General features: G+C 73.6%; 16 protein-coding genes. 14 read left to right on the top strand and 2 right to left on the bottom strand.

Annotation, left to right across the window (positions count from 1 at the left end):
* Nucleotides 1–6 precede the first annotated feature (6 nt).
* The 13 genes from ACZ46W_RS01455 to ACZ46W_RS01395 are packed head-to-tail and all read left to right on the top strand — an operon-like array spanning nucleotide 7 to nucleotide 17,611.
* Nucleotides 7–1,188: a phage late control D family protein gene (locus ACZ46W_RS01455; RefSeq protein WP_468329541.1), complete on the top strand. Its 1,182-nt coding sequence runs from the start codon at nucleotides 7–9 to the stop codon at nucleotides 1,186–1,188.
* A complete protein-coding gene (locus ACZ46W_RS01450; RefSeq protein WP_468329538.1) occupies nucleotides 1,185–1,886 on the top strand; it encodes a phage baseplate assembly protein V in 702 nt (233 codons plus the stop codon). Before ACZ46W_RS01455 ends, ACZ46W_RS01450 begins: the two co-directional genes overlap by 4 nt.
* Nucleotides 1,883–2,296 (top strand): GPW/gp25 family protein, encoded by a 414-nt coding sequence (locus ACZ46W_RS01445; RefSeq protein WP_468329535.1) that lies wholly within the window; start codon nucleotides 1,883–1,885, stop codon nucleotides 2,294–2,296. The genes ACZ46W_RS01450 and ACZ46W_RS01445 overlap by 4 nt, the downstream gene beginning before the upstream one ends.
* Nucleotides 2,293–4,233 carry a putative baseplate assembly protein gene (locus tag ACZ46W_RS01440; RefSeq protein ID WP_468329532.1) on the top strand — a complete coding sequence of 647 codons (1,941 nt, stop codon included), beginning with the start codon at nucleotides 2,293–2,295 and terminating at the stop codon, nucleotides 4,231–4,233. The genes ACZ46W_RS01445 and ACZ46W_RS01440 overlap by 4 nt, the downstream gene beginning before the upstream one ends.
* Nucleotides 4,230–6,269 carry a putative baseplate assembly protein gene (locus ACZ46W_RS01435; protein WP_468329529.1) on the top strand — a complete coding sequence of 680 codons (2,040 nt, stop codon included), beginning with the start codon at nucleotides 4,230–4,232 and terminating at the stop codon, nucleotides 6,267–6,269. The genes ACZ46W_RS01440 and ACZ46W_RS01435 overlap by 4 nt, the downstream gene beginning before the upstream one ends.
* The gene (locus ACZ46W_RS01430) at nucleotides 6,266–8,245 is read left to right on the top strand and encodes a phage tail protein (RefSeq protein WP_468329526.1); all 1,980 of its coding nucleotides are present in this window, start codon (nucleotides 6,266–6,268) and stop codon (nucleotides 8,243–8,245) included. The genes ACZ46W_RS01435 and ACZ46W_RS01430 overlap by 4 nt, the downstream gene beginning before the upstream one ends.
* Before the next feature lie 12 nt (nucleotides 8,246–8,257).
* Complete coding sequence (locus ACZ46W_RS01425; protein WP_468329523.1) at nucleotides 8,258–9,586, top strand: hypothetical protein; 1,329 nt, start codon at nucleotides 8,258–8,260, stop codon at nucleotides 9,584–9,586.
* 2 nt (nucleotides 9,587–9,588) lie between these two features.
* Nucleotides 9,589–11,580: a hypothetical protein gene (locus ACZ46W_RS01420; protein ID WP_468329520.1), complete on the top strand. Its 1,992-nt coding sequence runs from the start codon at nucleotides 9,589–9,591 to the stop codon at nucleotides 11,578–11,580.
* On the top strand, nucleotides 11,577–12,716 hold the full coding sequence (locus ACZ46W_RS01415; protein ID WP_468329517.1) for a hypothetical protein: 1,140 nt from the start codon (nucleotides 11,577–11,579) through the stop codon (nucleotides 12,714–12,716). Before ACZ46W_RS01420 ends, ACZ46W_RS01415 begins: the two co-directional genes overlap by 4 nt.
* A 2-nt stretch (nucleotides 12,717–12,718) precedes the next feature.
* Complete coding sequence (locus ACZ46W_RS01410) at nucleotides 12,719–13,273, top strand: hypothetical protein (protein WP_468329514.1); 555 nt, start codon at nucleotides 12,719–12,721, stop codon at nucleotides 13,271–13,273.
* Nucleotides 13,270–15,039, top strand: coding sequence for a hypothetical protein (locus tag ACZ46W_RS01405; protein WP_468329511.1), 1,770 nt, complete (start codon nucleotides 13,270–13,272; stop codon nucleotides 15,037–15,039). Before ACZ46W_RS01410 ends, ACZ46W_RS01405 begins: the two co-directional genes overlap by 4 nt.
* A 5-nt stretch (nucleotides 15,040–15,044) precedes the next feature.
* A complete protein-coding gene (locus tag ACZ46W_RS01400; RefSeq protein ID WP_468329508.1) occupies nucleotides 15,045–17,306 on the top strand; it encodes an ATP-binding protein in 2,262 nt (753 codons plus the stop codon).
* A gap of 5 nt (nucleotides 17,307–17,311) precedes the next feature.
* On the top strand, nucleotides 17,312–17,611 hold the full coding sequence (locus ACZ46W_RS01395; RefSeq protein ID WP_468329505.1) for a hypothetical protein: 300 nt from the start codon (nucleotides 17,312–17,314) through the stop codon (nucleotides 17,609–17,611).
* Nucleotides 17,612–17,635: 24 nt separating this feature from the next.
* Here the strand turns inward: ACZ46W_RS01395 and ACZ46W_RS01390 are convergent, their stop codons facing one another.
* Together ACZ46W_RS01390 and ACZ46W_RS01385 are read right to left on the bottom strand one after the other, a co-directional pair.
* Nucleotides 17,636–18,235: a hypothetical protein gene (locus tag ACZ46W_RS01390; protein ID WP_468329502.1), complete on the bottom strand. Its 600-nt coding sequence runs from the start codon at nucleotides 18,233–18,235 to the stop codon at nucleotides 17,636–17,638.
* A gap of 60 nt (nucleotides 18,236–18,295) precedes the next feature.
* Complete coding sequence (locus ACZ46W_RS01385; protein ID WP_468329499.1) at nucleotides 18,296–22,906, bottom strand: phage tail protein; 4,611 nt, start codon at nucleotides 22,904–22,906, stop codon at nucleotides 18,296–18,298.
* Between the two features lie 365 nt (nucleotides 22,907–23,271).
* Between ACZ46W_RS01385 and ACZ46W_RS01380 the strand changes: the two genes are divergently transcribed.
* Entirely contained in the window at nucleotides 23,272–24,684 is a 1,413-nt protein-coding gene (locus ACZ46W_RS01380; protein WP_468329496.1) for a family 2B encapsulin nanocompartment shell protein, read from the top strand.
* The last annotated feature ends 2 nt before the right edge of the window (nucleotides 24,685–24,686 follow it).

Raw genomic sequence — 24,686 nt, 5'->3', positions numbered from 1 at the left:
CGCGCCATGAGCACTCCCACCCCCGAGGTCGCCTCACCCGACCGGTACGCGCCCGAGTTCGAGGTGATGATCGAGGGCCTGGAGATGGACCCCTCCACCAAGAACGACATCATCGACATCAAGGTGAACCGGGACATCGACGAGATGTCCGGCTTCGACCTGACCCTCAACAACTGGGACGACGCCAACCTCCGCTTCAAGCACAGCGACTCGCCGAGCTTCCGCCTCGGCGGCCGGGTCTCGGTACGGCTCGGCTACGCCGACCAACTGCTCACGGTCGCCACCGGGACCATCTCCACGCTCGCCCCGAAGTTCACCGAGAGCGCGTCCCCGACCGTCCAGGTGAGCGGCGTGGACGGGCTGCTGCGGCTCAAGGACCGCAAGCCCACCGAGAACGAGACCAAGATCTACCGCAATCTGCCCGACTGGCGGATCGCCGAGCAGATCGCCCAGCGCAACCACCTCCGGGTCGAGGTCACCCGGGAGGGGCCGACGCACGACCGGGTGGTGCAGAAGAACCAGGACGACGCCACGTTCCTGCTGGAACGCGCCAAGCGGCTGGACTTCGACTGCTACATCCTGCCCGACCCGAAGACCGGCGAGGACACGCTGTACTTCATCAAACCGACCGACGGCCGCGACGGCCGCCCCATGCGGGTGTACCGGCTGGCGTACGCGCCCGGGCTGTCGACCGGCCCCACGGCCCAGCCCGCGGGGCTGGTCCCCAACCTGCTGGAGTTCACCCCGACCCTGACGGTGTCCCAGCAGGTCAGCAAGGTCACCGTGCGCGGCTGGGACCCCCGCACCAAACAGCCCATCGCGTTCACCGCCACCGCCGAGAACCTTCCGGCCGGGCAGAACACCGCCGACGGGCAGAGCGGGCCGCAGGTCGCCGAGTCCACCCTCCAGGGCCGCCAGGAAGTCCTCGTCGACGCGCCCGTCGGCAGCGACCAGGAGGCCCGCGAACTGGCCATCAGCCTGCTGCGGGAGCGCGCGTACGAGTTCATCACCGCCACCGGCAAGGTGGCCGGCCTGCCCGAGCTGCGGCCCGGCGACAACCTGGAGATCCACGGCCTCGGGCGCCGCTTCTCCGGCATGTACTTCGTCAAACGCGTCGAACACACGCTCAACACCGGTGGGTTCTTCACCCAGTTCACCGGACGGCGCATCCACCAGGGGGACCAGTGACCATCAGGACCACACCGCGGGCCCGCAGCACGGACAAGCGGTACTACGGCGTCGTCGAGGCGCTCGTCGTGGAGAACGAGGGCGACGACGAGGGGCGCGTCAAGCTGAAGTTCCCGTGGTTCGACGACGTCACCGTCACCGACTGGATCCGCGTCAGCCAGCTCTACGCCGGGCACGGCTACGGCACCGTGTTCGTGCCCGAGAAGGGCGACGAGGTCCTCGTCGCGTTCGTCCACGGCGACATGCGGTTCCCGATCGTGCTCGGCGGCCTCTACAACGGCAAGGACAAGCCGCCGACCGCCCGCACCGAAGGCCGCGACCAGAAGGTCATCCGCACCCGGCACGGGCACGAGGTGCTCCTCGACGACACCCGGTCCAAGGCCGCCGTACGCGTCACCTCGGCCGCCGGGCACGTGGTGGAACTGGACGACGAGGGCAAGGCGATCCGGATCACCGCCGCCGCGGGCGGCAGCGTGACCGTGACCGCGCAGGGCGAGATCACGCTCAAGGCGCCCAAGGTGACGGTCGACTCCCCCTCCATCGACCTCGGCGGCGGCGCCACCGAGCCCCTCGTCCTCGGCAACGCGCTGCTCCAGGCGTTCAACACCCACACCCACCCGTCCGCCGCCGGGCCCACCGGCCCGCCCACCCCGCCGCTCACCCCCGCCGTCCTGGCCAAGAAGGCGAGGACGGCATGAGCGAGGAGTTCCTCGGGACCGGCTGGCGGTTCCCGATCCTGCCCGACGCGTCCGGGCGGCTGGGGTACGCCGTCGGCGAGGAGAGCATCGAACACTGCCTGCGGGCGCTGCTGCTCACCGGCACCGGCGAGCGCGTCATGCGGCCCGAACTCGGCACCCGCGCCCACGAACTGGTCTTCGCGCCCGGCAGCGTCCAGAACCTGCGCGACCTGGAGAACTCCATCGCCGCCGCCGTCCGCGACCACGAGCCCAGGGTGGAGCTCGACGAGGTCCGCGCCGAGGCCGACCCGGCCGACGAGTCGCGGATCACCGTCTCCGTCGTCTACCGCATCCGGCGCAGCAACACCAAGGCCAACCTGGTGTTCCCGTTCTACGCCGGGCTCACCGGCCCCGCGGGGAGCAGCTCATGACCCTGCCCGCGCCCAAGCTCGACGACCTCACCTGGGCCGACATGATGGCGGCCATCCGCCGCCGCATCCCCGCCGAGTCGGACGGCACCTGGACGCTGCACGCGCCCGTCGACCCCGGCGTCACCCTCCTCGAACTCTTCGCCTACCTCCTCGAACAGCGGCTGTACTGGCTCGACCAGGTGCCCGACCCGCTCGTGGTCGCCATACTGCGGCTGCTCGGCCTCGAACCCCCGCGCCCGGCCCGGCCCGCCGCCACCGTGCTGCGCGTCGCCGCCGGCCGGACGGGCACCGCCGTCCCCGTCGTCCCCGCCGGAACGGAACTCACCCGCGACCCGGCGGGACGGATCGTCTTCACCCTCGACGACGACGTGGCCGTCTTCCCGCTCGCCGAGGGCGCGCCGGTCACCGTATGGACCGACCGCGACCGCACCGCCGACCTGCCGGCCCGCCGGGGCGTGCCGCTCCTGGCGAGCGACGGGGCGCCCGCGAGCGCCCGGTTCACCCTGCCGCTCACCGGGGCGCACCCCGCGCCCGGCCCGCTCAGCCTGCTGTTCGAGCTGGACGCGCCCGCCGCGTCCGCCCCGTCGTGGCTGCCCGGAGCGGTCGCCGACGTGCCGCCGCCCGCCGAGCTGACCTGGTCCTGGTTCCGGCCAGGCACGGACGTCCACGGCCCGTTCGAGAAGGTCGAGGACGGCACGGCCGGGCTGCGGCGCTCCGGAGTCGTCAGGCTCCACCCGCCCGCCGGCTGGACCACCCGGGACTGCGGCATCCTGCTGGCCACCCGGGCCGCCACCCACGCCGCGCCGCCGCGCCTGCTCCAGCTCGCCGTCAACGTCTCCGCCGCGCACCACCGCCAGTGGCGCACCGCGAGCGGCGAGGAACTCCGGGACCAGATCGACGCCTGGCTCAAACTGCCCGGCCAGCACCTCGTCCTGCCGGACGCCGCCGAGCGGCTCCTGGAGGCACGCGTACGGCTCGCGGGCGAGACGTGGCGGCCGGTGCCGGACCTCACCTTCGGCGGGCCGGCCGACCGGGTCTACGTCCTCGACCGGACCGAGGGCGCGGTGGTGTTCGGCGACGGACTCACCGGCCGCATCCCCCGCCCCGGCGGCGACGCGAGCGTCGAGTACGCCATCGGCGGCGGCCGGGCCGGCAACGGCGGCATGACCGCCAACTGGGTCCCGGCCGGCGACTCCCCGGCGGCGGTCACGGCCGTCAGCCTCGTCCGCGCCGAAGGCGGCGCCGAACCGGAGACCGTCACCGAGGCACGGCAGCGCGCCGCCGCCTCCCTCGGCGAGGTGACCCGCGCGGTCACCGCCGACGACTTCGTCACCCTCGCCCGCACCACGCCCGGCGTCGCCGTCGCCCGCGCGTACGCCTCCCTCGGCGAGCACCCCGGCTTCCCGTGCGCCACAGTGCCCGGCGCGGTCACCGTCCACCTCGTACCGGCGGCGCCGCGCGACGACGTGACCGGCGAGGACTTCGTCGCCGCGCCGCGCCCCGACCCGGGCATGCTGTGCGCGGTCGCCGCCCACCTGGAGCGGGCCCGGCTGCTCACCTCCGAGGTCTTCGTCCGCGCACCCCGCTACCGCGACGTGGCGGTGCGCGCCGACCTGTCGGGCGACCCCGCCGACCGCGCCCGCGCGACCGCCGTGCTCACCCAGGCGCTGCGCCGCTTCCTCGACCCGCTGGTGGGCGGCGAGGACCGGGACGGCTGGCCGTTCGGACAGCCGCTGCACCCGTCGGTCCTGCTGCGGGCCGCGCAACGCGCGCTGGGCGACCTCGCGGACGTGTCCGCCGTGGCGATCGGCCTCGACGGGGCCGCACCCGACGAGGACTGCCGCGAACTGCCGCTCGGGCCCGGGGAGCTGCCCGTCCTGCGGACGGTCCGCACCAGGATCGTGCCCGCCATCGAACCGGGGGAGGGCCTGGCATGACCGGCGACGTGTGGTGGGAGAAGTCCGCGCGGCGGAAAGAGGGCCGCGTCGTCCCCGGCCCCGGGCCGACCGGCGTCCAGCCCGAACTGACCGACGCCACCCGTGAGGAGGTCCGGGCCAAGGTACGCGGCCGGATCGCGGGCTACACCCCGGACTGGACCGACCCCGACCGCCAGGACGCCGGTGTGGCGCTCGTCCGTCTCTTCGGCACCCAGGCCGAACCGGTGCTCTCGCGCGTCAACCGGCTGCCGGAGAAGGTGCTGGCCGAACACCTCGCGACGGCCGGGGTGCGACGGCGCCCGGCCGGGGCGGCGGCCGCCCTCCTGGAGTTCACCGTCAACCCGCCCGACGGCGCCTCCGTCCTCGTACCGGCCGGGTTCCAGAGCGCGGCCTCCGGCCCGGCGGGGCAGGTGGTGTACGAGACGGACCAGGACCTGTACGCCACCCCGGCCACCCTCGCCGCCCTCGCCGTACAGGAGGGCGGAACGCTGGAGACCCTGCCCACCGGAGCGGCCGGCCCCGGCCGCCCGTTCGCGCCGTTCGGCCGGGACCCGCAGCCCGGCAACGGCCTGTGGATCGGGCTCGCCGGGACGGCCGCCCCCCACCCGCGCCTCTCGCTGGGCTTCGTCGTGGCCGCCGCCCCGCCCGCCCCCGCCGGCTCCGGCGGCCTGACCCCCCTGCCCCTGCTCCCGGCGCCGCTGCTGCGCTGGGACGTGCTCGACGGCACCCGGCTCGTCCCCGCCGAGGTGGTGCGCGACTCCACGGCCGGGTTCCGGGCGAGCGGCACCGTCGAGCTGCGGGTCCCGCGCACCTGGGAGCCCGGCAGCCCGCCCGGCGCCCGGCCCAGGCCGGCGCTGCGCTGGCTACGGCTGCGGATCGCGCACGGCGACTTCGGCGGGCCCGCGCCGGTGCTGTCCGGGCTGCGCCTGAACACCGTTCCCGCCACGGCCGCCCGCACCATCAGGGACGAGCCGCTGCAACCGATCCAGGACACGGGGGCGAGCGCCCGCCGCCGTATGAGGCTCAGCCAGGTACCCATCCTCGCCGGCTCGGTGGTCATCGAGGTCGACGACGACCCCGGCGCCGATGTGTTCGGCACCCGGGCCGGCTCCGCCTCCCGCTGGCGGGAGGTGGACAGCCTGGCCGCCCACGGCGCCGACGACAGGGTCTTCACCGTCGACCACGAGACCGGCGAAGTGACCTTCGGCGACGGCGTCCACGGCGCGGCCGTACCGCCCGGCTTCCGCAACGTCCGAGCCGTCCGCTACCGGGTGGGCGGCGGCAGCGCCGGAGCCGTGCGCGCGGGCGCCGTCAACTCCGTGGTCACCGCCCTGCCGTACGTCATCGGCGTCACCAACCCCTTCCCCGCATCGGGAGGCACCGACGCCGAGCCCGACGCCGCCGCGATGCGCCGGGGCGTCGGCGAACTCCGCGCCCGGGGCCGCGCCGTGGCCCCCGCCGACTACGGCCTGCTCGCCACGCGCGCACCCGGCGCGTCGGTCGCCCGCGCCAGGGGCGTGCCCGGTCTGCACCCCGACTTCGCCGGGGCGCCGATCCCCGGCGTCGTGGGCGTCCTCGTCGTGCCGCCGGGCGACGGCGGCGGCGAACCGCCAGTGCCCACCGCCGCCACGCTGCGGGCCGTCGCCGGCTTCCTGACCCGCGAGGCCGCCCCCGCCGGGGTCACGGTCGTCGCGGCCGCCCCCTCGTACCGCCGCGTCGCCGTCGAGTCGTGGGTCGCCCTCGACCCGGACCTCGACCGGGCCGCGGTCCTGGCCGGGGCGGGCGACGCGGTGCGCACGTACCTGGACCCGCTGCGCGGCGGCGAGGACGGCGCGGGCTGGCCGTTCGGCGGCGCGCTGCGGCACACCCAACTGGTGCGGCGCCTCCTCGCGGTCGACGGGGTGCTGGCCGTCTCCCGGCTCTCGCTCACCGTCGACGGGGTGCGGCTGCCCCCCTGCACCGACCACGCGATCGGGCCCCACGACCTGGTCTGGCCGGAGCGCCCGCTGCTGATCCCGGTAGGAGACCGGCCATGACCTGCACCCCGCACCCCGCGACCTTCCGCCTGCTCGACGCGTACACCGGCTGGGACGAGACCCCGGCCGGCGAGCCCGGCACGGGCGGCATCGTCGGGTTCGACGACCCGGCCGGAATCCGGCTCGCCCACCCCGGTGACGCCCCCGAAGGCCCCACCAGGGCCGAGCTGCTGCCGTGGTTCCCCGACCCGCGCCTCACCCCCGGGTGCGGGCCGTGCGGCTGGTACCTGCTCGTCCCCCGGGAGCGCCGGCTCCTCCGCCGCGACCCCTGTACCGGCGCCTTCACCCCCGTGTGGCCGCCCGCGTGCGACCCCGGCATGCTGCGCGAGCCGGTCTCGGTCGCCGCGCGCGGACACCGGCTGGCCGTGGTCGAGTCCGAGCGGGTGCTCGTATGGCGCCGTGAGGGCGCCCAGCTCGCCGGGGTCATCCCGGTGCGGCGGCCCCGGTGGGCCGCGATGGCGCCGGGCGACGAGGTCCTGATCGCCTGCCAGGGGTCCACCGAGCTGCGCCGGTACGGCTCGACGGGCGGCTACCGGGGGACGCTGCGCACCGGGGCGCGGGGCGAGATCGTCGGGCTGCGCACCGGACCCGGGCGGACGGTGTGGGTGCTCACCGACGACGGCTCCCGGCTGAGCGTCCACCGGGGCGGCCACGGCCGGCCCTTCCGTACCGTCACCCCGGCCGAACTGGCCGACGCCCTGCCGCCGTCCGCGCTCACCTCGGTGGACGAGGAAGGCTTCTGCCTGAGCGAGAAGGGCCCTGAGGGGCCACTGACCCACGGCTACACCTGGCGGGGCCTGCCCCGGGACACCGTGCCGCCGCCGGCCGGCGCGTACGTGACCAGCGGCTCGTACGTCACCACCCTGATCGACAGCGGCGTCTCGCGCTGCCGCTGGCACCGCGTACGCCTGGACGCCGACGTGCCGGCGGGCACGGCGGTGTCGGCCGGGATCGTGGTGACCGAGGACGGCCGGTACGAGGAGAGCGACTGGCAGGCGTCGGCCCCGGGAGTCACGGACTTCCTCGTCGACCAGCCGCCCGGCCGCTACCTGCGGCTACGGCTGAAGCTGTCCGGCGACGGCGGCGCGACCCCCGTCGTGCACCGCGTCCGGCTGGACTTCCCCCGGGTCACCAGCGCCGACCTGCTGCCGCCCGCCTTCCGGCAGGACCCGGCGGCCGACGACTTCACCGAGCGCTTCCTGTCGCTGTTCGACGCCACGCTGGCCGACCTGGACCGGGTCATCGAGCGGTACCCGGCGCTCCTCGACCCGGCCGGCGTCCCGGACCGGGTGCTGCCGTGGCTCGCCGGGCTGCTGGGGCTGTCGTTCGAGGCGGGCTGGGACGCGGGGACCCGGCGGGCGCTCCTCGCCGCGGCTCCCGAGCTGTACCGGCGCCGGGGCACACCCTGGGCGCTGCGGGAGGCGGTGCGCATCGTGTTCGGGGTGGCCCCGGTCATCGACGAGCTGGCGACGGACCGCCGCTGGGCGCAGTTGCGCGCGGCGGTCGGCCCGGAGCGTGAGGTGGGGCAGGGGCAGGGGCAAGGGCTCGGCTCGGTACGGCTGTTCGGCCGGTCGGCGAGCCGCTTCCGGGTCGGCGGCTCGCCCCTGGGCGCGGCGCCGCTGCGCGCGTTCGGGGACCCGGACGGCGATCCGCTCACCGCGCACGCGCACCGGTTCCGGGTGCTCCTGCCCGCCGGATCGGCGGACCCGAAGGCGCTGCGGCGGCTGGTGGAGCGCCAGGCACCCGCGCACACGGTCGGGTCGGTACGGACCGGCGGGGCCGGCTTCGTGGTCGGCTCCCGGTCCACGGTCGGCGTGGACACCGCGTTCGTCCCGCTGCCGCCGCCCGTGCTCGGTGGCGGAAGCCCGCTGCGGCTGAACCGCGACGGGGTGCTCAGGCCAGGACCCGCAGGATTGCGCCGAGGGGTGGGCGTGGGAGTCGTCTCCGCCGTCGGTGTGCATACACAAGTGTCGTGAGAGGACGGGGAGATGACCGAGTCAGGAACACCGACGTCAGCGGGGTTCGACGCGCCGCCGCTGCGCCGGCTGCGCTATTTCCACGGGCAGATGCTCGGCGCCAGGGACTTCCAGCGCGAACAGGACTACCACCGCGAGAAGCTGAAGCTGCGGATGCGCTGCCTGCTGGGGTACGGCGTGGTGTGCGGCCTGTTCGTGGAGCCGGTGCCGTGGGACGACGACTGCCCTCCCGGCGAACACCCGGCGACGGCCGGGCCGGCGACCGCAGACGCGGCGACGGCCGAACCGGCGACGGCGGACGCGGCGACGACCGAACCGGCGGCGGCCGAACCGGTGGCGGAGGCCGATGAGCGATCGACTGCGCCCGGGCAGAGCGGCGCCGAACCGGAACACACCGCACGCAAGGCCAAGGTGAGGATCACCTCCGGCCTCGCCGTGGACTGCGACGGCAACGAGGTCGTCGTACGCGGCGGTTGCGTGGTCGACCTGTGGAAGGCACTGCCCCCCGGCGAGCGCGACACCGACACCATCTGGGTCGGCATCCGCTACGCCGAGCGGCCCGTCGAACCCACCCGCGCGGTCTACAACGACGCCTGCGCGGACACCTCCGACTGCGAGTACGGCTGGACGGAGGAGTGCTACAAGATCTGCGTCACCGGGTGCGAACCGCCCATGGACGAGCGCTGCGACACCTGCTGCTCCCCGTGCGACCACAAGGTGCTGTGGCTGGCGCGGATCGACTGCGTGGACTGGCACCAGCCGGTGCGCCGGCACCAGATCCACATGAACGTACGCCGCCCCTTCGGCCGCCACCTTCCCACGGTGATCACCGGCGTCAACTGGATCCACGGGCACACCTACACCATCGACGAGGCCAAGGCGCTGCTCGGCACCCAGGACGAGGACGGCGGGCTGGTGGTCCGGTTCTCCGCCGACGTGCGCACCGACTGCTTGCGACCCGGAGTGGTGGAACTCCAGGTGATCGAGGGCGGCAGCGGCCGCAACGCCTCCACCTGGTACATGGGCGGCACGTTCGCCGAACCCGACGCCGAGTGCGACGAGTTCACCCGGAGCTTCCGCTACCGCCAGACCACGCGCGAGACGCTCCAGGACGGCGACCGCGTCATGATCACCGTCCGGGCCGCGTTCATCCTGGACCGCTGCTGCCGCCCGGTCGACGGCACCCACGTCGGCGGACGCGTACCGACCATCGACGCCGACACCTCGGCGTACAGCGACGCGGGGTGCGACCTCCCGCCGTCAGGCATCGGTCCCTGGACGTCCGGCACCGGCGCGGGCGGGGACGTCTTCGAGAGCTGGTTCTTCGTGAAGGAGCGCTGATCATGCGAACAGACTGCGGATGCGGCTGCGGTGGCGACGCCACCCGCACCTCCGCCTTCGTACGCCCTCGCTTCTTCGCGGGCCAACTGCTGACCGAGGACGACCTCGGCCTGCTGGTCGACTACATGACCGCGAAGAGCAGACTGCACAACCGCTCCCTGTACGGGCCGGGCGTCATCTGCGGCCTCGCCGTCACCTGCGCCCCCTGCGGCGGCGGCAGCGTGGCGGTGCACCCCGGGCACGCGCTCGACTGTGCCGGGAACGACATCGTCGTGCCCTGCACCGAACAGGTCGACGTACGGGCCCTGGTGCGGGAACAGCGGATCAGCGGCCTCGGCGTGGACTGCGGGGACGACTGCGACGACGAGGGCGGGCGCCGCTACGGCCTCTACGTGCGCTACCAGGAGCTGCCGATCGAGCCCGTGGCGCCGTACGCCACCGAGGAGCCCTGCCCCACACCGGGCTGCGTACCCTCCCGGATCCAGGAGGGGTTCCGGTTCGTCGTGAAGTGCGCCGACGACGAGGACCACCGCCACAACCCCGGCACCCACCTGCTCGCCGCCATCGGCGACCTCGCCCGCGCCGACCGGGCCCGCACCCGGGACCGGAGGCTCGGCCACTACCTCGACGCGCTGTCCACGGCCGCGGCGGCCACGGGCCGGACGTTCCGCTTCGACGCCGCCGACGCCGGGCGGTACGCCACCTCGCTGGCCTGGCTGCGCGAGAACGCGGGCGGCGAGGCCCCGCTGCCGCCCACGGCGGCCCGCGAGATGACCGAGCACGTCCGCGCCCTGGCCGGCTCGGTGGCGCGGTACGACACCCACGACCAGGCCGGGCAGGAACGGCTCAGGCGGGAGTACCCGGACCTCGCCGGCGTCCAGGAGGCCCGCCGCGTCCTCGGCACGGCCTGCGACCGGCTCGGCGGCGCCGACATGGACGCGGCCTGGCCCGACCCGCTGCGCCGCTCGCTCGCCCGCGCGGTCGTCACCGAGACGAGGGCCAGGGTCGTCCCCGAACGGGGCGACGCCGACGCGCCACTGGAAGTGCGCATGCTGGCCCAGGGCACACCGCTGAGCCACGCGCTGCGGGTGGAGTTCCGGGCGGACCTCGGCCTGATCCGGGAGTGGCTGCTGTGCCGCCTGGACCAGAACGGCGGGGCCGTCGACTGCCGGCTGCGCACGCGGACCGCCGCCGTCGACGTACCGCCGCCGCTGCCCGCACCGCCCCCGGACAGCGTGGAGCGGGCGACCGTCGCCGAGGTGCAGCAGATCGCCGAAGCCGGGGCGGCGCTGACCGTCGCGCTGCGGCGCTTCCTGACCGACGCCGCGTGCGCCACCCTCAACCCGCCCTGCGGGGACTGCACGGACACCGACGTCCTGCTCGCGCACGTGGAGCTGGACGGCTGCGACGTCGTACGGGTCTGCTCGGCCACCCGGGAACAGGTACTGCCGGGCGGGTCGGCGTACGGCGAGTGGCTGCCCAAGCTGTACCGGCTGCGGGAACTGGCCGAGCGGCTGTGCTGCCGGCCTGTGCCCGAGCACCCGAAGCCGGCGCTCCCGCCGGAGGGCGACGTGGTACGGCCGTACGTCGAAGGGCTGCTCGGCGACTGGCCGCGCACGGGCGACCTGGAGGAGACGCTCTCCCTGCTGCTCACCCCCGCACCCGGCGAGACCCCGCCCAAGGCGCTGCACGAGCAGGTCTACACGACCCCCAGCGAAGTGACCGACAGCATGCACGAGCTGGCCGTGCTGCGCACCCAGGTCGCCGACCTGACCTCCGCGCTGGAGGGCCTGCGCACCCAACTCGGCAACGCGCGGACGGAAGTGGTCCGGCTCCGGGAGCGGGTCGAGGCACCGGACCGAGGGCAGGAACCAGGAGCGGCCGGCACCTCCGAGGAGGCGCCGGATGAGCCGCCGGACCAGGGCGAGCCCGCCAAGCCGCCGGCCAGGCGCACCCGTTCCCCCCGTAACCAGAAGCCCGGGGGCACGGAATGACCGGCCCGCTGCGCCCCACCTTCCACGAGGGGCAGGTGCTGGCCGCCGCCGACCTGTCGGCCACGGTGGAGTACGCGCGCGGCCTGGCCGTCCGGCACGCGCGGCACCTGCACGACTGGGGCATCGCCGAAGGGCTCGGCCTCGTCACCCAGTCCCGTACCGACCCGCTGACCAACGCCCGGCACGTCGAAGTGGGCGTGGCGCCGGGGATCGCCGTCGACGGCACCGGCCGCGAGGTGGTCGTCACCGAACCGGTCGTGCTGCGCGAGAGCGACTTCGAGGAGGTCAACGGCGCGGACCAGCCGACGGACGAGCCCTACCCGGTCTTCCTCACCGCGGCCGACCGGGAACCGGCCAGGGCCCCCGGGCCCGTCTCGTGCAGCGGCGGCGCCACCAGGACGCGGGTGGAGGAGTCGTACCAGATCCTCTTCGGCCGCCTCGGCGACGAGCGGCTGGTCGAGGAACAGCGCCCGCCCGCGCCCGGCGCCCCGCCGGCCACCCCGCCCGTCCGCTGGCTCGTCCTGCTCGGCTACGTCCGCTGGACGGACGGCCACTTCAGCGGCGTGGAGACCGAGGCGCGCGGAGTGGCGGTGCGCTTCGCCGGGGTACGCGCGGACACCGTCGCGGCCCGCTCCGGCTCCCTGACGCTGCGGACCGCCCCGGCGGTCCAGGAGGGGGAGCCCGCGCTCGTGCTGTCCGGCGGCGACCAGCCCAGCCTGGTATTCGGCCTGTACCAGGGCAGCGGCAAGGTCGCCCCGCTGATGACCGTCGCGGCCAACGGCAACCTCACCGTCGAGGGCAGCTTCAGCGGCGGGATGCCGGCCGGCAGCACCCTGGTGGCGTCCGGTACCGCCACCGACGGGATGCTGCTGCCGCTGCCCGCCGGCGTCACCCCGCAACAGGTCGCCGACGGCCGGGTCGTGATCCATGTGCGGCTGACCCCGCGCACCCCGCCGACCACCACGGACACCACCCTGGTCAGCACGGTGGAGGCCGCCGTGGACGACGACCGCAGGGTCCGGTGCCGGACACGTCTGTACGACCCGCTGGCCATCCCGCCCACGGTCGTCGAACGGCCCGGGGCCGTCGACTTCCTCGTCCTGGCGACGGTCGCGGCGACGAACGGGGGTGGCTGACGATGGCTCTCACCGTGGTGTACGCGGCCGACACCGGCCACGTCGTGGGCGCCCTGGCCCTGACCGGCACCGGTGGCGACACCGGCACCGGCGCCCTGCCCGATGTGGCCGCGCTCGTCGGGCGCGAGCTGCCGCTGCGCGTCTCCCTCGGCGGCGGCCGCACCGCCACCCTGCCGCTGAACGCCAGGGAACTCGCCGTGGCGGCCGTGGACGACGAACCGGCCGCCCTCACCGACCCGCTGGCCTTCGGCGTCGAGCTGACCGCCGACGGCAAGCCCAAACCCACGCTGCAGCGCCTGCCCGCCTGGACCGACCCCGGCGGCATCGCGCTGGCGGCCGACGGGCTCACCGTCACCGTGGGCGTCCCGGTGGCCCGGCCCGCCAAGGTGGTCGCCCTGGTCTCCGACGACCAGGACACCCATGTGCTCGCCGGGGCGGTACCCGCCCAGCAGACCCGGGTGAAACTGCCCCTGACCCTCGCCCCGGGCGGCACGCACGGCGTGCTGGTGCTCGTGGCCGGCTGGGCGGGCCGCCTGGAGAAGGAGGGGGTGGCATGACCGCGCCCACCGCACGGACCGCCGGGGACGACGGCGAGATCACGGTGCACCGATGCTCCGTGATGGTGGTCCGGAGCGGTGGGTGGAGCTGGGGACCCGATCCGCGCGCTCTGGTGCGCAACGTGGTCGACACCCTTCCGGAGCTGCTGGCGGACCACTTCGCGCAGCAGCTCACCGGCGACGGCCCGGACGTGGAGATCACCGAACCGGTGATCGTCACCGTCCGGCCGGGCGGACCCGGATGGCCCGGCCGCCCCCGCACGACCGCCGAGGTCCACGTCCCACCGGTCTCCATGGTGGAGGTCCCGGCCGAGGAACCTGCCGGCGCCGTGTCGTTCGAGGAATCCTTCGCCGCACCGGCCGTTCCACGGCCCGAGCCCATGGCCGCCGCGCTCTTCGGCGAACTCGCCGAGCGGGGAGAACTGGACGCGCTGCTCGCGCTGTTGCCCGAGGAGTCGCTCCGGATGTACGTGGACGCCCTGCTCGGCGACGGCAACGGCGACGGCGACGCGGCCGCCGCCCGCCTGCTCACGGAGCTCGCCCGGCGCGCCACCCCCGGCCGCCTGGCCGGGCTGCTGCCGGAGCCCCTCCGCGCCGAGGCCACGGGCGCCGGCCCCGAGGCCCTGCCCCGGCTCCTCGCCGCGTACGTGACGTCGGCGGACCACGACGAGGTGGCGCGGCTCGCCCGGTCCCTGGCGGGCGGGCACGGCGCCGCCGAGGAGCCGCCTCCGGCGGCGGGCGGGCCCGTCGCGGTGCGCGCCGCCACCCCCGAGGTACGCGTGTGGTCCGTGCTGCCGTTCCTGCTCGCCGGCCCGCTGGCCCGCATCGGATACCTCGACGCGATCGGCCCCGCCCTGGCCGGCGCCGAACTGACCGAGGACGCGCCGATGTTCGCGGCCGCCCTGGCGTACAAGGCCCTGGGCGTGACCGCGCGCGGCTGGCGGCGCGACGCACGGGACGCCGAGGCGGCCGCCGCCTTCGCCGGGCTGGAACCGCCCGTCCCCGAGGAGGGGCTGACCGCGTTCGCCCGCCTCGCCCGCCCCGCGCTCCCGGTGCTCGACGGGGTCCTCGCGCTCGCGGTGTGCCGCGGCCACGACCCCGCCGACCCGCTCCTGCTCACCGGCGCCGATGGCGGGCTCCTGCTCGTCGACGCCCAGGGCATGTTCCCCATCGCCTGGACGGCGGACCTCGCGGCGCTGCTGCCGCACTGGCAGACCAGCGGGCGGCCACCCGTACTGGTCTGCGACGGCCCCCTGCCCCCCGGCACGCTGCGCGAACTGGACGCGGCCGGCGTGCCTTTCGTGACCGGCGTACGCCCCCTGCGCGGTGATCCCGTCACACGGCTGCCCTGGCGCACGCCGCTGTGGACCGGCGCCACGCGGCAGCTCGCCGACCCGCGCCTCGCCGCCGAACTGCCCGGCCACGCCGACCGGTTGGCGGACCTCGTCACCGCCCTGGTCACCGAGCGCCGGGCGGCACCGCTCGCACCGGACGGCGGACTGGAGCGCACCGTCACCCTGGCCGCCGCCCTGAGCCTGTCCACGATCGCCTGGACGCTCTGGCGGGAGCGCGAGACCCCGGACCCGCTGTCCGCCCTGCACCGCTTCGCCGACCTGGAGGCCACCGTCCGGTTCGAGCCCGCCGCCGTCCGGGTACGCGTCCCGATGGGACGGCGCCACGCCGACCTGCTGCGGGGCGGGCTGCTCGCCGACGTCCCGGACGTGCCCTGGCTGGGCGGGCGGGCCCTGACCTTCTCGGGAGGGTGACCCACATGGGGGAACCGGCGCTGGAACACCTGCGGATCCGCCTCGCGGACCTCCACCGGGCGCTGCACGCCGCCGTGGAGCGCCAGGCGCGCCTCGCGGCCCGGCTCACCCGGCCGGACCTCACGCCGTACTGCGTGACCGACGAACAGGTCGACGTGCTGCTCGGCGAGGTCCACGCCTTCACCGACGCGATGGCCGCGCCACACGCACCCCGGCGCCCCGAACCGGAAGCCGAACGGGAGCTGAGGCGGCGCACGTCGGCCCGCGGCACGGCCCTCCCGCTCGACGCGCTCGCCACCCGGTTCGGCCTCACCCGCGCCGAGCAGGACGCGCTACTGCTGGTGGCCGCGCCCGAACTGGACCGGGGCTACGAGCGGATCTACGCGTACATCGTGGACAACCTGAACCGGCGGCTGCCGAACGTGGAACTGCTGGTCACGGTCGGTGCGCTGAGCGCCGCGGACCGGGACGGCGGCGAAGGGGTCGGGTACGCGGAGGACCCCGCCGGGCCCGGGAGGGCGGCGGACCGGGACGGCGGCGAAGGGGTCGGGTACGCGGAGGACCCCGCCGGGAGCGGGCCGGGCGCGGAAGACCCGGACGGGGACCGGGACGGCAGCGCGGCGGCCCGCCTCGTGCTGCGCCGTGCGCTCGGACCGGCCGGGCCGCTGCGCCGGTACGGCCTGCTGCGGCCCTACGGCGAAGCCGCGGTCGAGCTCGCGCAGGAACTCGTTCTGGGCCCCGGCGTGCTGGACTTCCTGCTCGGCTGGGGCACCGACGTCGGCCTGCTCGGCCACGACCCCGGCGAGGTCGCACCGCCGGACCCGCGCCTCCTCGCCCCGCACCTGTCCTCGGACCGGCTCACCCGGCTCGGCCGGGCGCTGGGCACGGGCGGTATCGACCTGGCCGGGCTGTGGGGCTGCCCGCCCGACGGCCAGCTCGACGCCGTACAGGCCCTGGCCCGGGCCGCCGGAGCGCCGCTGCGGACGCTGACCGGTGACCCCGAGGCCGATCTGCGTACGGCCGCCGCGCTGGGCGCGGTGCTGTGGATCCCCACCGACGACCTGCACGGCGAACCGCGGCGGGAACACGACACCCTCTCCGCAGCGCTGCTGCGCTCCCGCGTGCCGGTGTGCCTGACCGGGCTGCGGCCCTGGCGCCCGGCGGCCCTGCTCGCCGCACGCGCGTACGCCGAACTCACTGTTCCGTCGCCGGGGTTCACCGATCGGCGGGCCATGTGGTCGGCGGCGTTACCGGACCTGAACGGCCCCCTCCTGGAGGACCTCGCCGTGCGGTACCGGATGAGCGGCGGGGAGCTGCGCGCCGTGGCGTCGGTCGCGGACGCCGGGGCGCGCCTGGCGGGCAACGGCCGCCCCCAACCGGTCGCCGACCACGTCGAACCCGCCATCGCCACCGTCACCCGGGGCCGCAGCGGCAGCGCCGTGCGCTCGATCGCGCCCCGGCGCACCGTGGACGACCTCGTCCTGCCCGACGTCCAGTTCAAACAGATCCTGGAGATCGCCTCGGCGTTCCGCGCCTGGCCCCGGATCTCCGAGACGTGGGGCTTCGCCCGCCGCTCGGCGCACGGCGGGGTCAAGGCGCTCTTCACCGGCGAGCCGGGCACCGGCAAGACCATGTCCGCCGAGATCGTCACCGGCATGCTCGGCCTGGAACTGCTCAAGGTGGATCTCGCCCAGGTCGTCTCCAAGTGGGTGGGGGAGACGGAGAAGAACATGGAGACCGCGTTCCGGCAGGCCGAGGAGAGCCACGCGGTGCTGCTCTTCGACGAGGCCGACGCCCTGTTCGGCAAGCGAGGCGACGTCAAGCACGGCACCGACCGCTACGCCAACATGGAGGTCGGCTACCTGCTCCAGCGCCTGGAGGCGAGCGACGGCCTGGTGATCCTCACCAGCAACCTGAAGGACAACATCGACCCGGCGTTCACCCGGCGCTTCCACTTCGTGGTCCACTTTCCCCGCCCCGGCGCGGCCGAGCGACGAAGGCTGTGGCGGCTCGCGTTCCCCCAGGAGGCCCCGCTCGCCCCCGACGTCGACCTGGACGCGCTGGCCCGCCTCGACATGACCGGCGCCGGCATCACCGCGGCGGCCCGCACCGCCGCCCTGGCCGCGGCGGACGACGGCGGCGACGCGATCACCATGCGCCACGTCGTACGCGGAGTGGCCCGCCAGTTCCAGCGCGAGGCCCGCCTGCTGCGCCCGTCCGAACTCGGTCCCCACGCCCATCTGCTCGACGCCGCACCGGAGGGGTGAAGCCGATGCTGCCCACCGAACGCCCGCTCTCGTTGCACCTCCTCGTGGCCCCGGTCCCCCCGGCCCGCGCCCAGGACACTGCGACGGTCACCCGCCAGATGCCGGCTCCCACTGCGGTGCGGGTGCCGGTGAGCAACGCGACGATGGCCCACGGCATGCATCCGCTGGTCAGGACAGCGCCGACTGCTGCACAGGACCAGCTCGGCAACGCAGCCATGACCAAAGCGGCCGCACAGGCGACGCCGGCCGTACCGGCGAACATCATGCCGGGGAAGTCGCGTCCCGAGGACGCGCCGAGTCGGTGACCCACAGCCGGCCGCGGGTCGCTTTCACAGGGCCGGGCCGCGCTCACCGCGCTCGCGCGCCGCGACCTTGCGCCGCAGGTCCTCGACCTGCTCGACCAATTCCCGTGCCGCCCCCACAAGCTCCTCCTGAGCGCCGACATCCCAGTCGCGCATCTGACGCTCCGTCTCGCGAAGTTCCTCCACGTGCAGTTCCTCCAGCACGGTCATCAGGGAGTCACCCCGCCGCTTCACCTTGTCGCGACGAGTGGTCTTCACCCGCAGCCTGAAGACGGTCGGCCGGCCTGCGGCCAGCTCGGACAGCCGATAACAGAGCACCTCCCTGTTCTCCCAGGGTGGGCTGTTCGTGCCGAGCGTGTAGCCGAGGGGCAAGAGATCGGGGTCGAGCGCGAAGAGCTTTCGCTCCGTATCGGTGGACGTGTCCGGGGCGGCCACCGGGCCGCCCCGGACCGGCGGGACGGCCAGCCACCAGGGCTGATGAGTGCACACGAACAGAAGGTCGAGACGCCATAGATCGGCCTCGGCGAGCACCAGGAACTCCGTCGGCAGGTCGACCCCGTAGCACTCGCGCATGACCTCCGGTACGGACCGGCCGTTCGCGTACAGGGCCTGCGCCAGACGGGCCATCGAGGAGTAGTCTGCGCGACTCGCCTCCGCCCGCAGATGCCGGAGTGCGGACTCGTCCACTTACTTCTTCCCTGCTTTCGTGTTCTTGGCTGCTTCCGCGTTTTTTCGCTCGGCCTCGGCCTCGGCCTTGGCCTCCTTCAGCAGGAGGGACAGCTTCCGCCAGACGCCCTTGAGTTCCTCTGCCGTCAACGCGGTGATGATCTCGCGCGTCATGGCTTCCGCCCTGACCAGGATGTCGTGCAGTCTTTGCTCCCCGGGTTTTCGGACTTCCTCCGGCGGGACCTTCTTCCCGAGGTAGTCCTCGACCGAGGTTTTCATGGCCTCGAGGCGTTTCTGGACCTTCGGGTCGTCCACTGTCAGGTCAGGGTTGTCGACCATCATCTTGACGACGGCCTCCACATGCGAGAAGACCTCCGCCCGTACGAAGTTCTTGGCCGGGAGCCCCAACCCCTGGTTCGCCATGAAGAGTTCGTGGGCCAGCACTTGCGCGTTCGCCATCGACTGCGATTGCAGCATGATCGCGTACGCCATGTGGCGTTTGCTGCGCGCGCTCGGCCCACGCACGGCGAGTTTGCGAGCAGGGTCGTTCAGCTTCGCGTCGGTGCTGACGGAGGCGTTTTGGTCGGAGACGATGGAGAAGGCGCTGCCGTAGAGACGCAGAAGCCACTTGCGGAAACTACGACCTTCCGCTTCGCCGAATCCAAAGGGAAGCGCGTCCTTGGCCGCCTCGTCGGCCCGATTCTGCATCACCTGGAAAACACCATTCTGGCGACTCTCGTCCCAGACCTTGACCAGCAGGTTGGGCTCGGTCGGGTACGTCATCTCCGGGATGCGCCGGGCGACGACCACCCGGACCGCCCGGTCGATCGCGTTGGCGAGCTGCGTCAGTTGGACCACCCGCTCCGGGGCGCCCTCCTGCCACTTGAGCTCCTCGAAGTCATAGCCACCGACGATCAGGACCGGATCGCCGGCGATGGTGCGGAGGATCTGGTCGTATGCGGCCAGTACGCCACGGCCCTTGGGGGCGCGGACGCCGCCGTCGGGGTCCTGACTCAGGACCTGTACCTGCCGGTTGACCTTGCTGAGGACGGTGACCGCCTGCTTGGTGTGCGAGGACGTGAATACGTGTCCGCGCAGGAGCCCGTACGGCACCGCCTTGGCCCGCTTGCTGCCGATGCCCTTCGCCTCCTCGGCACGTGCGGCTGTCTTGTATGCGTTGTCCAAGCTGTCGTATGCGTTTTTCACCGTGCTGAACGGAGCGGTCTTCTTGGTGTTGATGTCGAACCATTGCGGAGTCCAGACGAAGCCGAACGCGATCATGCGCAGCTTGTCCGGGCGCTGGATGGCCCCCAGCGCCTCGGAGATAGCGGGGGCGCCGCTCTTCGACTGCGTCGGGTCCAGGCGTTCGGCGGAGTTGACGCCGATGATGACGGCCGTCCTGGCCCAGGCCACCTCCCTCTCGGGGGAGCCGGTCCATGCCTCTTCGATGAAGCGTGCGGCCATCCTCGGCTTTCCCGTCACCTCGTTGGGCGTCGCCAACATGTTGATGACGAAGCCCACGGCGTGCGTCTCCCGCATGCGGTTGTCGATGTCGTGCAGAGAGCCGACCGACACGCCGACATCGCTGAGCTCGGTCGACGCCGTGGCCGCGCCGATCTTGTAAGGGAAGAGCGTCTTGAGCGGTGTCTTTTTCGCGGGGTTGATGGAGACCGTGATGAAGTAGGTATTCTGAGCCGTTTTTCCGAGTTCGATGCGAGAGAGGCGATGCCGCGCTTTGATGGCCGGAAGCCCTCGCCGGATGCTCTCCTCCGTCGCCGACTCGGCGTTCAGCAGACGTGTCGCGTCGCGTACGGCGGCGTCGAGGGCTCGCAGCATGTCCCTCTTGGACCGCTTGTCGGGACGCTTCTTGTCCGGGCTTCGCCTCCGCTGCGGCTTCCGCCGGTCCGGACGCCGCCGCTGGTCCGGGCGCTTCCGCCGGCGCGGCCTGCCCGGCCGCTTCCGGTCCGGCCGGTGCTTGGGCTTGGGCTTCTTCTTGTCGGACTTCGACCTGAGCTTGGCCCACAGCTTCCTGACCAGCCCCACGATCTTGTCGATGACCCAGTCCACCGCCCTGTTGACCGGGGCCGACAGCCGCTGGACGATCTGCCGGACCCGTCCGGCGATGCCGCCCACGCCCAGGATGGCCGCCAGGACGCCCAGCAGGACGGGGATCGAGCGGGCCAGGGCGCGTTCGATCAGGGCCGGTACGCCGCCGCTGCCGCCCCGGGCGATGGCGATGACCGCGTCGAGCACCGCGTTGACGAAGTCGAAGATCTGGCGGGCCTGGGTGACGATGAACCGGATGAAGTCGATGATCAGCTTTACGGCCCGGACGAACGCGGACGCCGGGTTGAGCAGCGAGATCACCCACATGATGCCGGCGACCACGATCGTCGGAGTGACATAGGCGATGACGTCGTCGAGCAGTTTCTTCTTCAGGTCGCCGACGCGTGTCCTCAGGTCCTCCCACATCGCCGCCACGCCCCGTCTGCGCACGTCGGCGAGGAGGGGGACGCCCGTCTCGGCCGCCGCGACCGCCGGTTCGGGGACCTTGCGGGTGATCCGGGCGCGGATGTTCGGCCACGTCAGTCCCAGGATGCCGGCGAGCATCTTCACCACGCCCTGGGTGTCGAACTTGGCCGGCATCTCGATGCCCGCCTCGGCCGTCCTGCCCAGCAGCCACGACATGATGCCCTGCTGGAGGTGGCGGCCGATGTTCTGGAGGAACCGCCGCAGACCGGCGCCGACGGCGGAGACCAGGTTGCGCAGGAAGCCGATCGGGTCCTTGAGGATCAGCATGACCGCCTGAGCGGCCTTGGCCAGGACCGCCAGCAGCAGCCGCTTCAGCTCCAGGATCGTGTTGATCACGGCCTTGACCGCGTCCACGGCCTTGGCCACCAGCCCCTTGTTCTTCTCCTTCTCCGCCGCGATCTCGTCGTCGACGGCCTTGAGCGCCTCGGTGTACTTGGTCGCCAGCGTGTCGACGAGCTGGGTGCCCTTGTCGTCCACGGCCTGGGTGAGCTCGTCGAACTTGTCGCTGAACTCCGCCGCCGCCTGCTGTCCGATGGCCCGCAGGTCGGCCGGGAGCTTGCGCACCGCCTCCCGCAGCTCGGCCCGGCCCTGGGCGATGCGCCGTTTGGCCCGGTTCAGCTCCGCGCCGATGGTGTCGGCGACCTCGGAGATCACCTGCCGCATCCGGCGCACGTAGTTGTCCCGGGCCTCCTCGAAGATCTTGTCGGCCTCGGCAGGCAGCCCCGCGAACAGGTCCCGCACCCAGCGCAGTTTGCCCGTGGCACCCGAGTAGCGGCGGTCCTTGTACTCGTCCATCTTCCGCCGGTGCTCGGCGGTGAACGCCTCCCGGGCCGCCTTCTCGCCCCGGCTGAACTGGTCGTCGACGAGCTTGTCCAGACCCTCCAGGATCGCCTCGACGTCCTTCTTCATCGTGTCGAAGACACCCTGCAGGACCGCCGTGACCTGGGCCCGCTTCTCCTCGTCGCGGCTCTTCGCGCCCTTCTTGCCCGTGTCGACCCGCTGCCCGGTGCGCACCCGATCGGCGCCCATCGCGGCCATGGCGGCGGTGCCGAGCCGCTTCGCCTGCGCGGTGGAGGCGCGCAGCTCGGCCGCCTCGTGCTTGCGCAGCCGCCCGGGCGCGGTGTCGGAGTGCCGCTCGGCGGCCTGCTTCTCGCCCAGCGCCTTGGTGAACGCCGGCTCGTTGGACTTGCGCAACTGGCCCTCGGTGACCTGGGCGTCCGCCATCCGGCGGTCGACGTCGGCGGGGCCCGCCGACATGTCGGTGGCCGACGGCGGCAGCCTGTCCGGCACGGCCTGCGCGGGGTTCGGCGCGCCCGGAGCACCCGGGGGCCGGTCCGCGCTCATCGGCACGACCTTCTTGGGCACGGCCGCCGACGTGTCCGGCGGGGCGGCGGTCGTCGTGGCGATCTGCTCGGCCGAGTCCGACTTGCCCTCGCCGACCCTGCCGTGCACCTCCGCCCGGACCTCGTCCGCCTTCCCGGAGCCGGAGAACTTGTCCGCCTCGTCGAGGTTCTTCGGGGCCTTGTCCGCGATCGCCTTCTCGACCGCCCTGATGAAGGCGTCCTTGTCGAACTCCTTCGGCTTGGCCTCGTTCATCTTCTCGGCGTTGGCGGTCTTGCCCTGCGCCACCTCGTCGTCCTTGGGCGGCAGCGCGGCGTCCTGCGCTGCCACCGCCTCGGCACGCGGCGGCGGGTGCGAGGCGGCCAGCGCCCGCTTCTTGTGCCGCACGTCCTTCTTCAGCGCCGCGAACTTCGGATCCGCCCCGGGGCCCGGCCGGGCCTTCGCCTGCTGCCCGCCGCCGGAAGCCGCCGGGGCCTCCGTCTCCCTGCCCCGGGCCGCCGCGGCGGCCCCCGCCTCGCCGCGGCCGGCCGCCGCGACCGCGCCGTTGCCGACCATGTCCTGGGCGGCGGGCGTCGGCCGCCCGGGGAAGGGCGGAGCCGTCACCGGTGCGCCGCGGCCCGCCAGGGCGTTCTTCACCGCCGCGTTGGAGGTGCCTACCGGGGGCCGGGCGGAACCGGTCGTCTCCGGCCGCTGCTTCGCCGGCGCGTTCGCCGCCGTCGACGCCGTCGGCCGCACCGCGAAAGCCTTCGGCGCTGGCATCGAACGGAATCCCTCCCACAGCACGTCGGTGGTGAGCAGGAGCCCGGTGCTCCAGGGACACTCCGGCGCAGTGTGCCAACACGGGCGTGACGGGTGCGTCACCCCGGTGTCCCCGAAGCGTCGCCGTACGCCGCCCCGGTTACACCGGTTGCCCGGGTAAACCCCGCACGGAACAAGATCACTGCTTCGAGGTAATGCCGACGGCGTCGCGCGGCGAGCCCCCGGCACCGGCCGTTACTGTTCCCCGGGATCTGGGCCTTTCCCCAGAAAAAACGAACCGCTTCCTCCTTATTCATTCTTCCTTTTTTCACCAGTTGGCGCGCGCGAACTGCCGATGACCACCTCGCCGAGGAGAGCCCGACCCGATGACCGTTGAGACCGGCCCGGAAGCGCCGCTGGAACAGCCCCAGCAGTCCAGCCTGGGCACCGCCGCGGCCCGCAACCTCGCCACCACCACCAAGTCCGCCCCGCAGATGCAGGAGATCACCTCCCGCTGGCTGCTGCGGATGCTCCCCTGGGTGGAGGCGAAGGGCGGCGTCTACCGGGTGAACCGCCGGCTCAGCTACGCGGTCGGCGACGGGCACATCGAGTTCCTCCAGGACGGTGCCGATGTCCGGGTGATCCCCCGTGAGCTCGGCGAACTGGCCCTGCTGCGCGGATTCGAGGACGTCGAGGTGCTGACCGCCATCGCCGACCGGTGCGTCCAGCGCGACTTCCGCGCCGGCGAGGTGCTGGTCGAGCACGACACCCCCGCCGAGCGGATCCACCTGATCGCCCACGGCCGCGTCAAGCAGACCTCCGTCGGCAAGTACGGCGACGAGGTCACCGTCTCCGTACTCGCCGACGGCGACCGGTTCGGTGAGAACGCCCTCCTGGACGCCGACGCGAGGTGGGACTACACCGCCACCGCCGAGACCAACGGCACCCTGCTCACCCTGTCCCGCGCCGACTTCGCCGCCGTGCTGTCCTCGTCGCCGGGGCTCCAGGACCACATCCAGCGGTTCAGCTCGCTGCCCCTCCAGCGGCAGAACCGCCACGGCGAGGCCGAGATCGCGATGTCGGCGGGCCACACCGGAGAGGTCGAGCTGCCGGGTGCCTTCGTCGACTACGAACTCCACCCGCGCGAGTACGAACTCTCCGTGGCGCAGACCGTTCTCCGCGTCCACACCAGGGTCGCCGACCTCTACAACGAGCCGATGAACCAGACCGAGGAGCAGCTCAGGCTCACCATCGAGGCGCTGCGCGAGCGCCAGGAGCACGAGCTGATCAACAACCGGGACTTCGGCCTGCTCCACAACGCCGCCTTCAAGCAGCGGATCCAGCCCCACTCCGGCCCGCCCACCCCGGACGACCTCGACGACCTGCTCTGCCGCCGCCGCGGCACCAGGCTGTTCCTCGCCCACCCCAGGACGATCGCCGCGATCGGGCGCGAGTGGAACGCCCGCGGGATCTGTCCGGACCCCGTCGAGGTCGACGGACAACCCGTCCCGGCCTGGCGCGGGGTGCCGATCCTGCCCTGCAACAAGATCCCCATCAGCAAGGAGAACACCAGCTCGATCCTCGCCATGCGCATCGGCGAGGACAACCAGGGCGTCATCGGGCTGCGCCAGACCGGCCTGCCGGAGGAGTACGAGCCGGGCCTGTCGGTGCGCTTCATGGGCATCAGCGAGCAGGCGATCATCTCGTACCTGGTCACGACCTACTACTCCGCCGCCATCCTGGTGCCCGACGCGCTCGGCGTGCTGGAGAACGTGCAGATCGCCCGCAGGTCCGGCTAGCG

This window comes from Streptomyces sp. NPDC031064, assembly GCF_055570965.1.
Note: the sequence above shows the minus strand (reverse complement) of the source record. Positions and strands in the feature narration are given on the sequence as shown.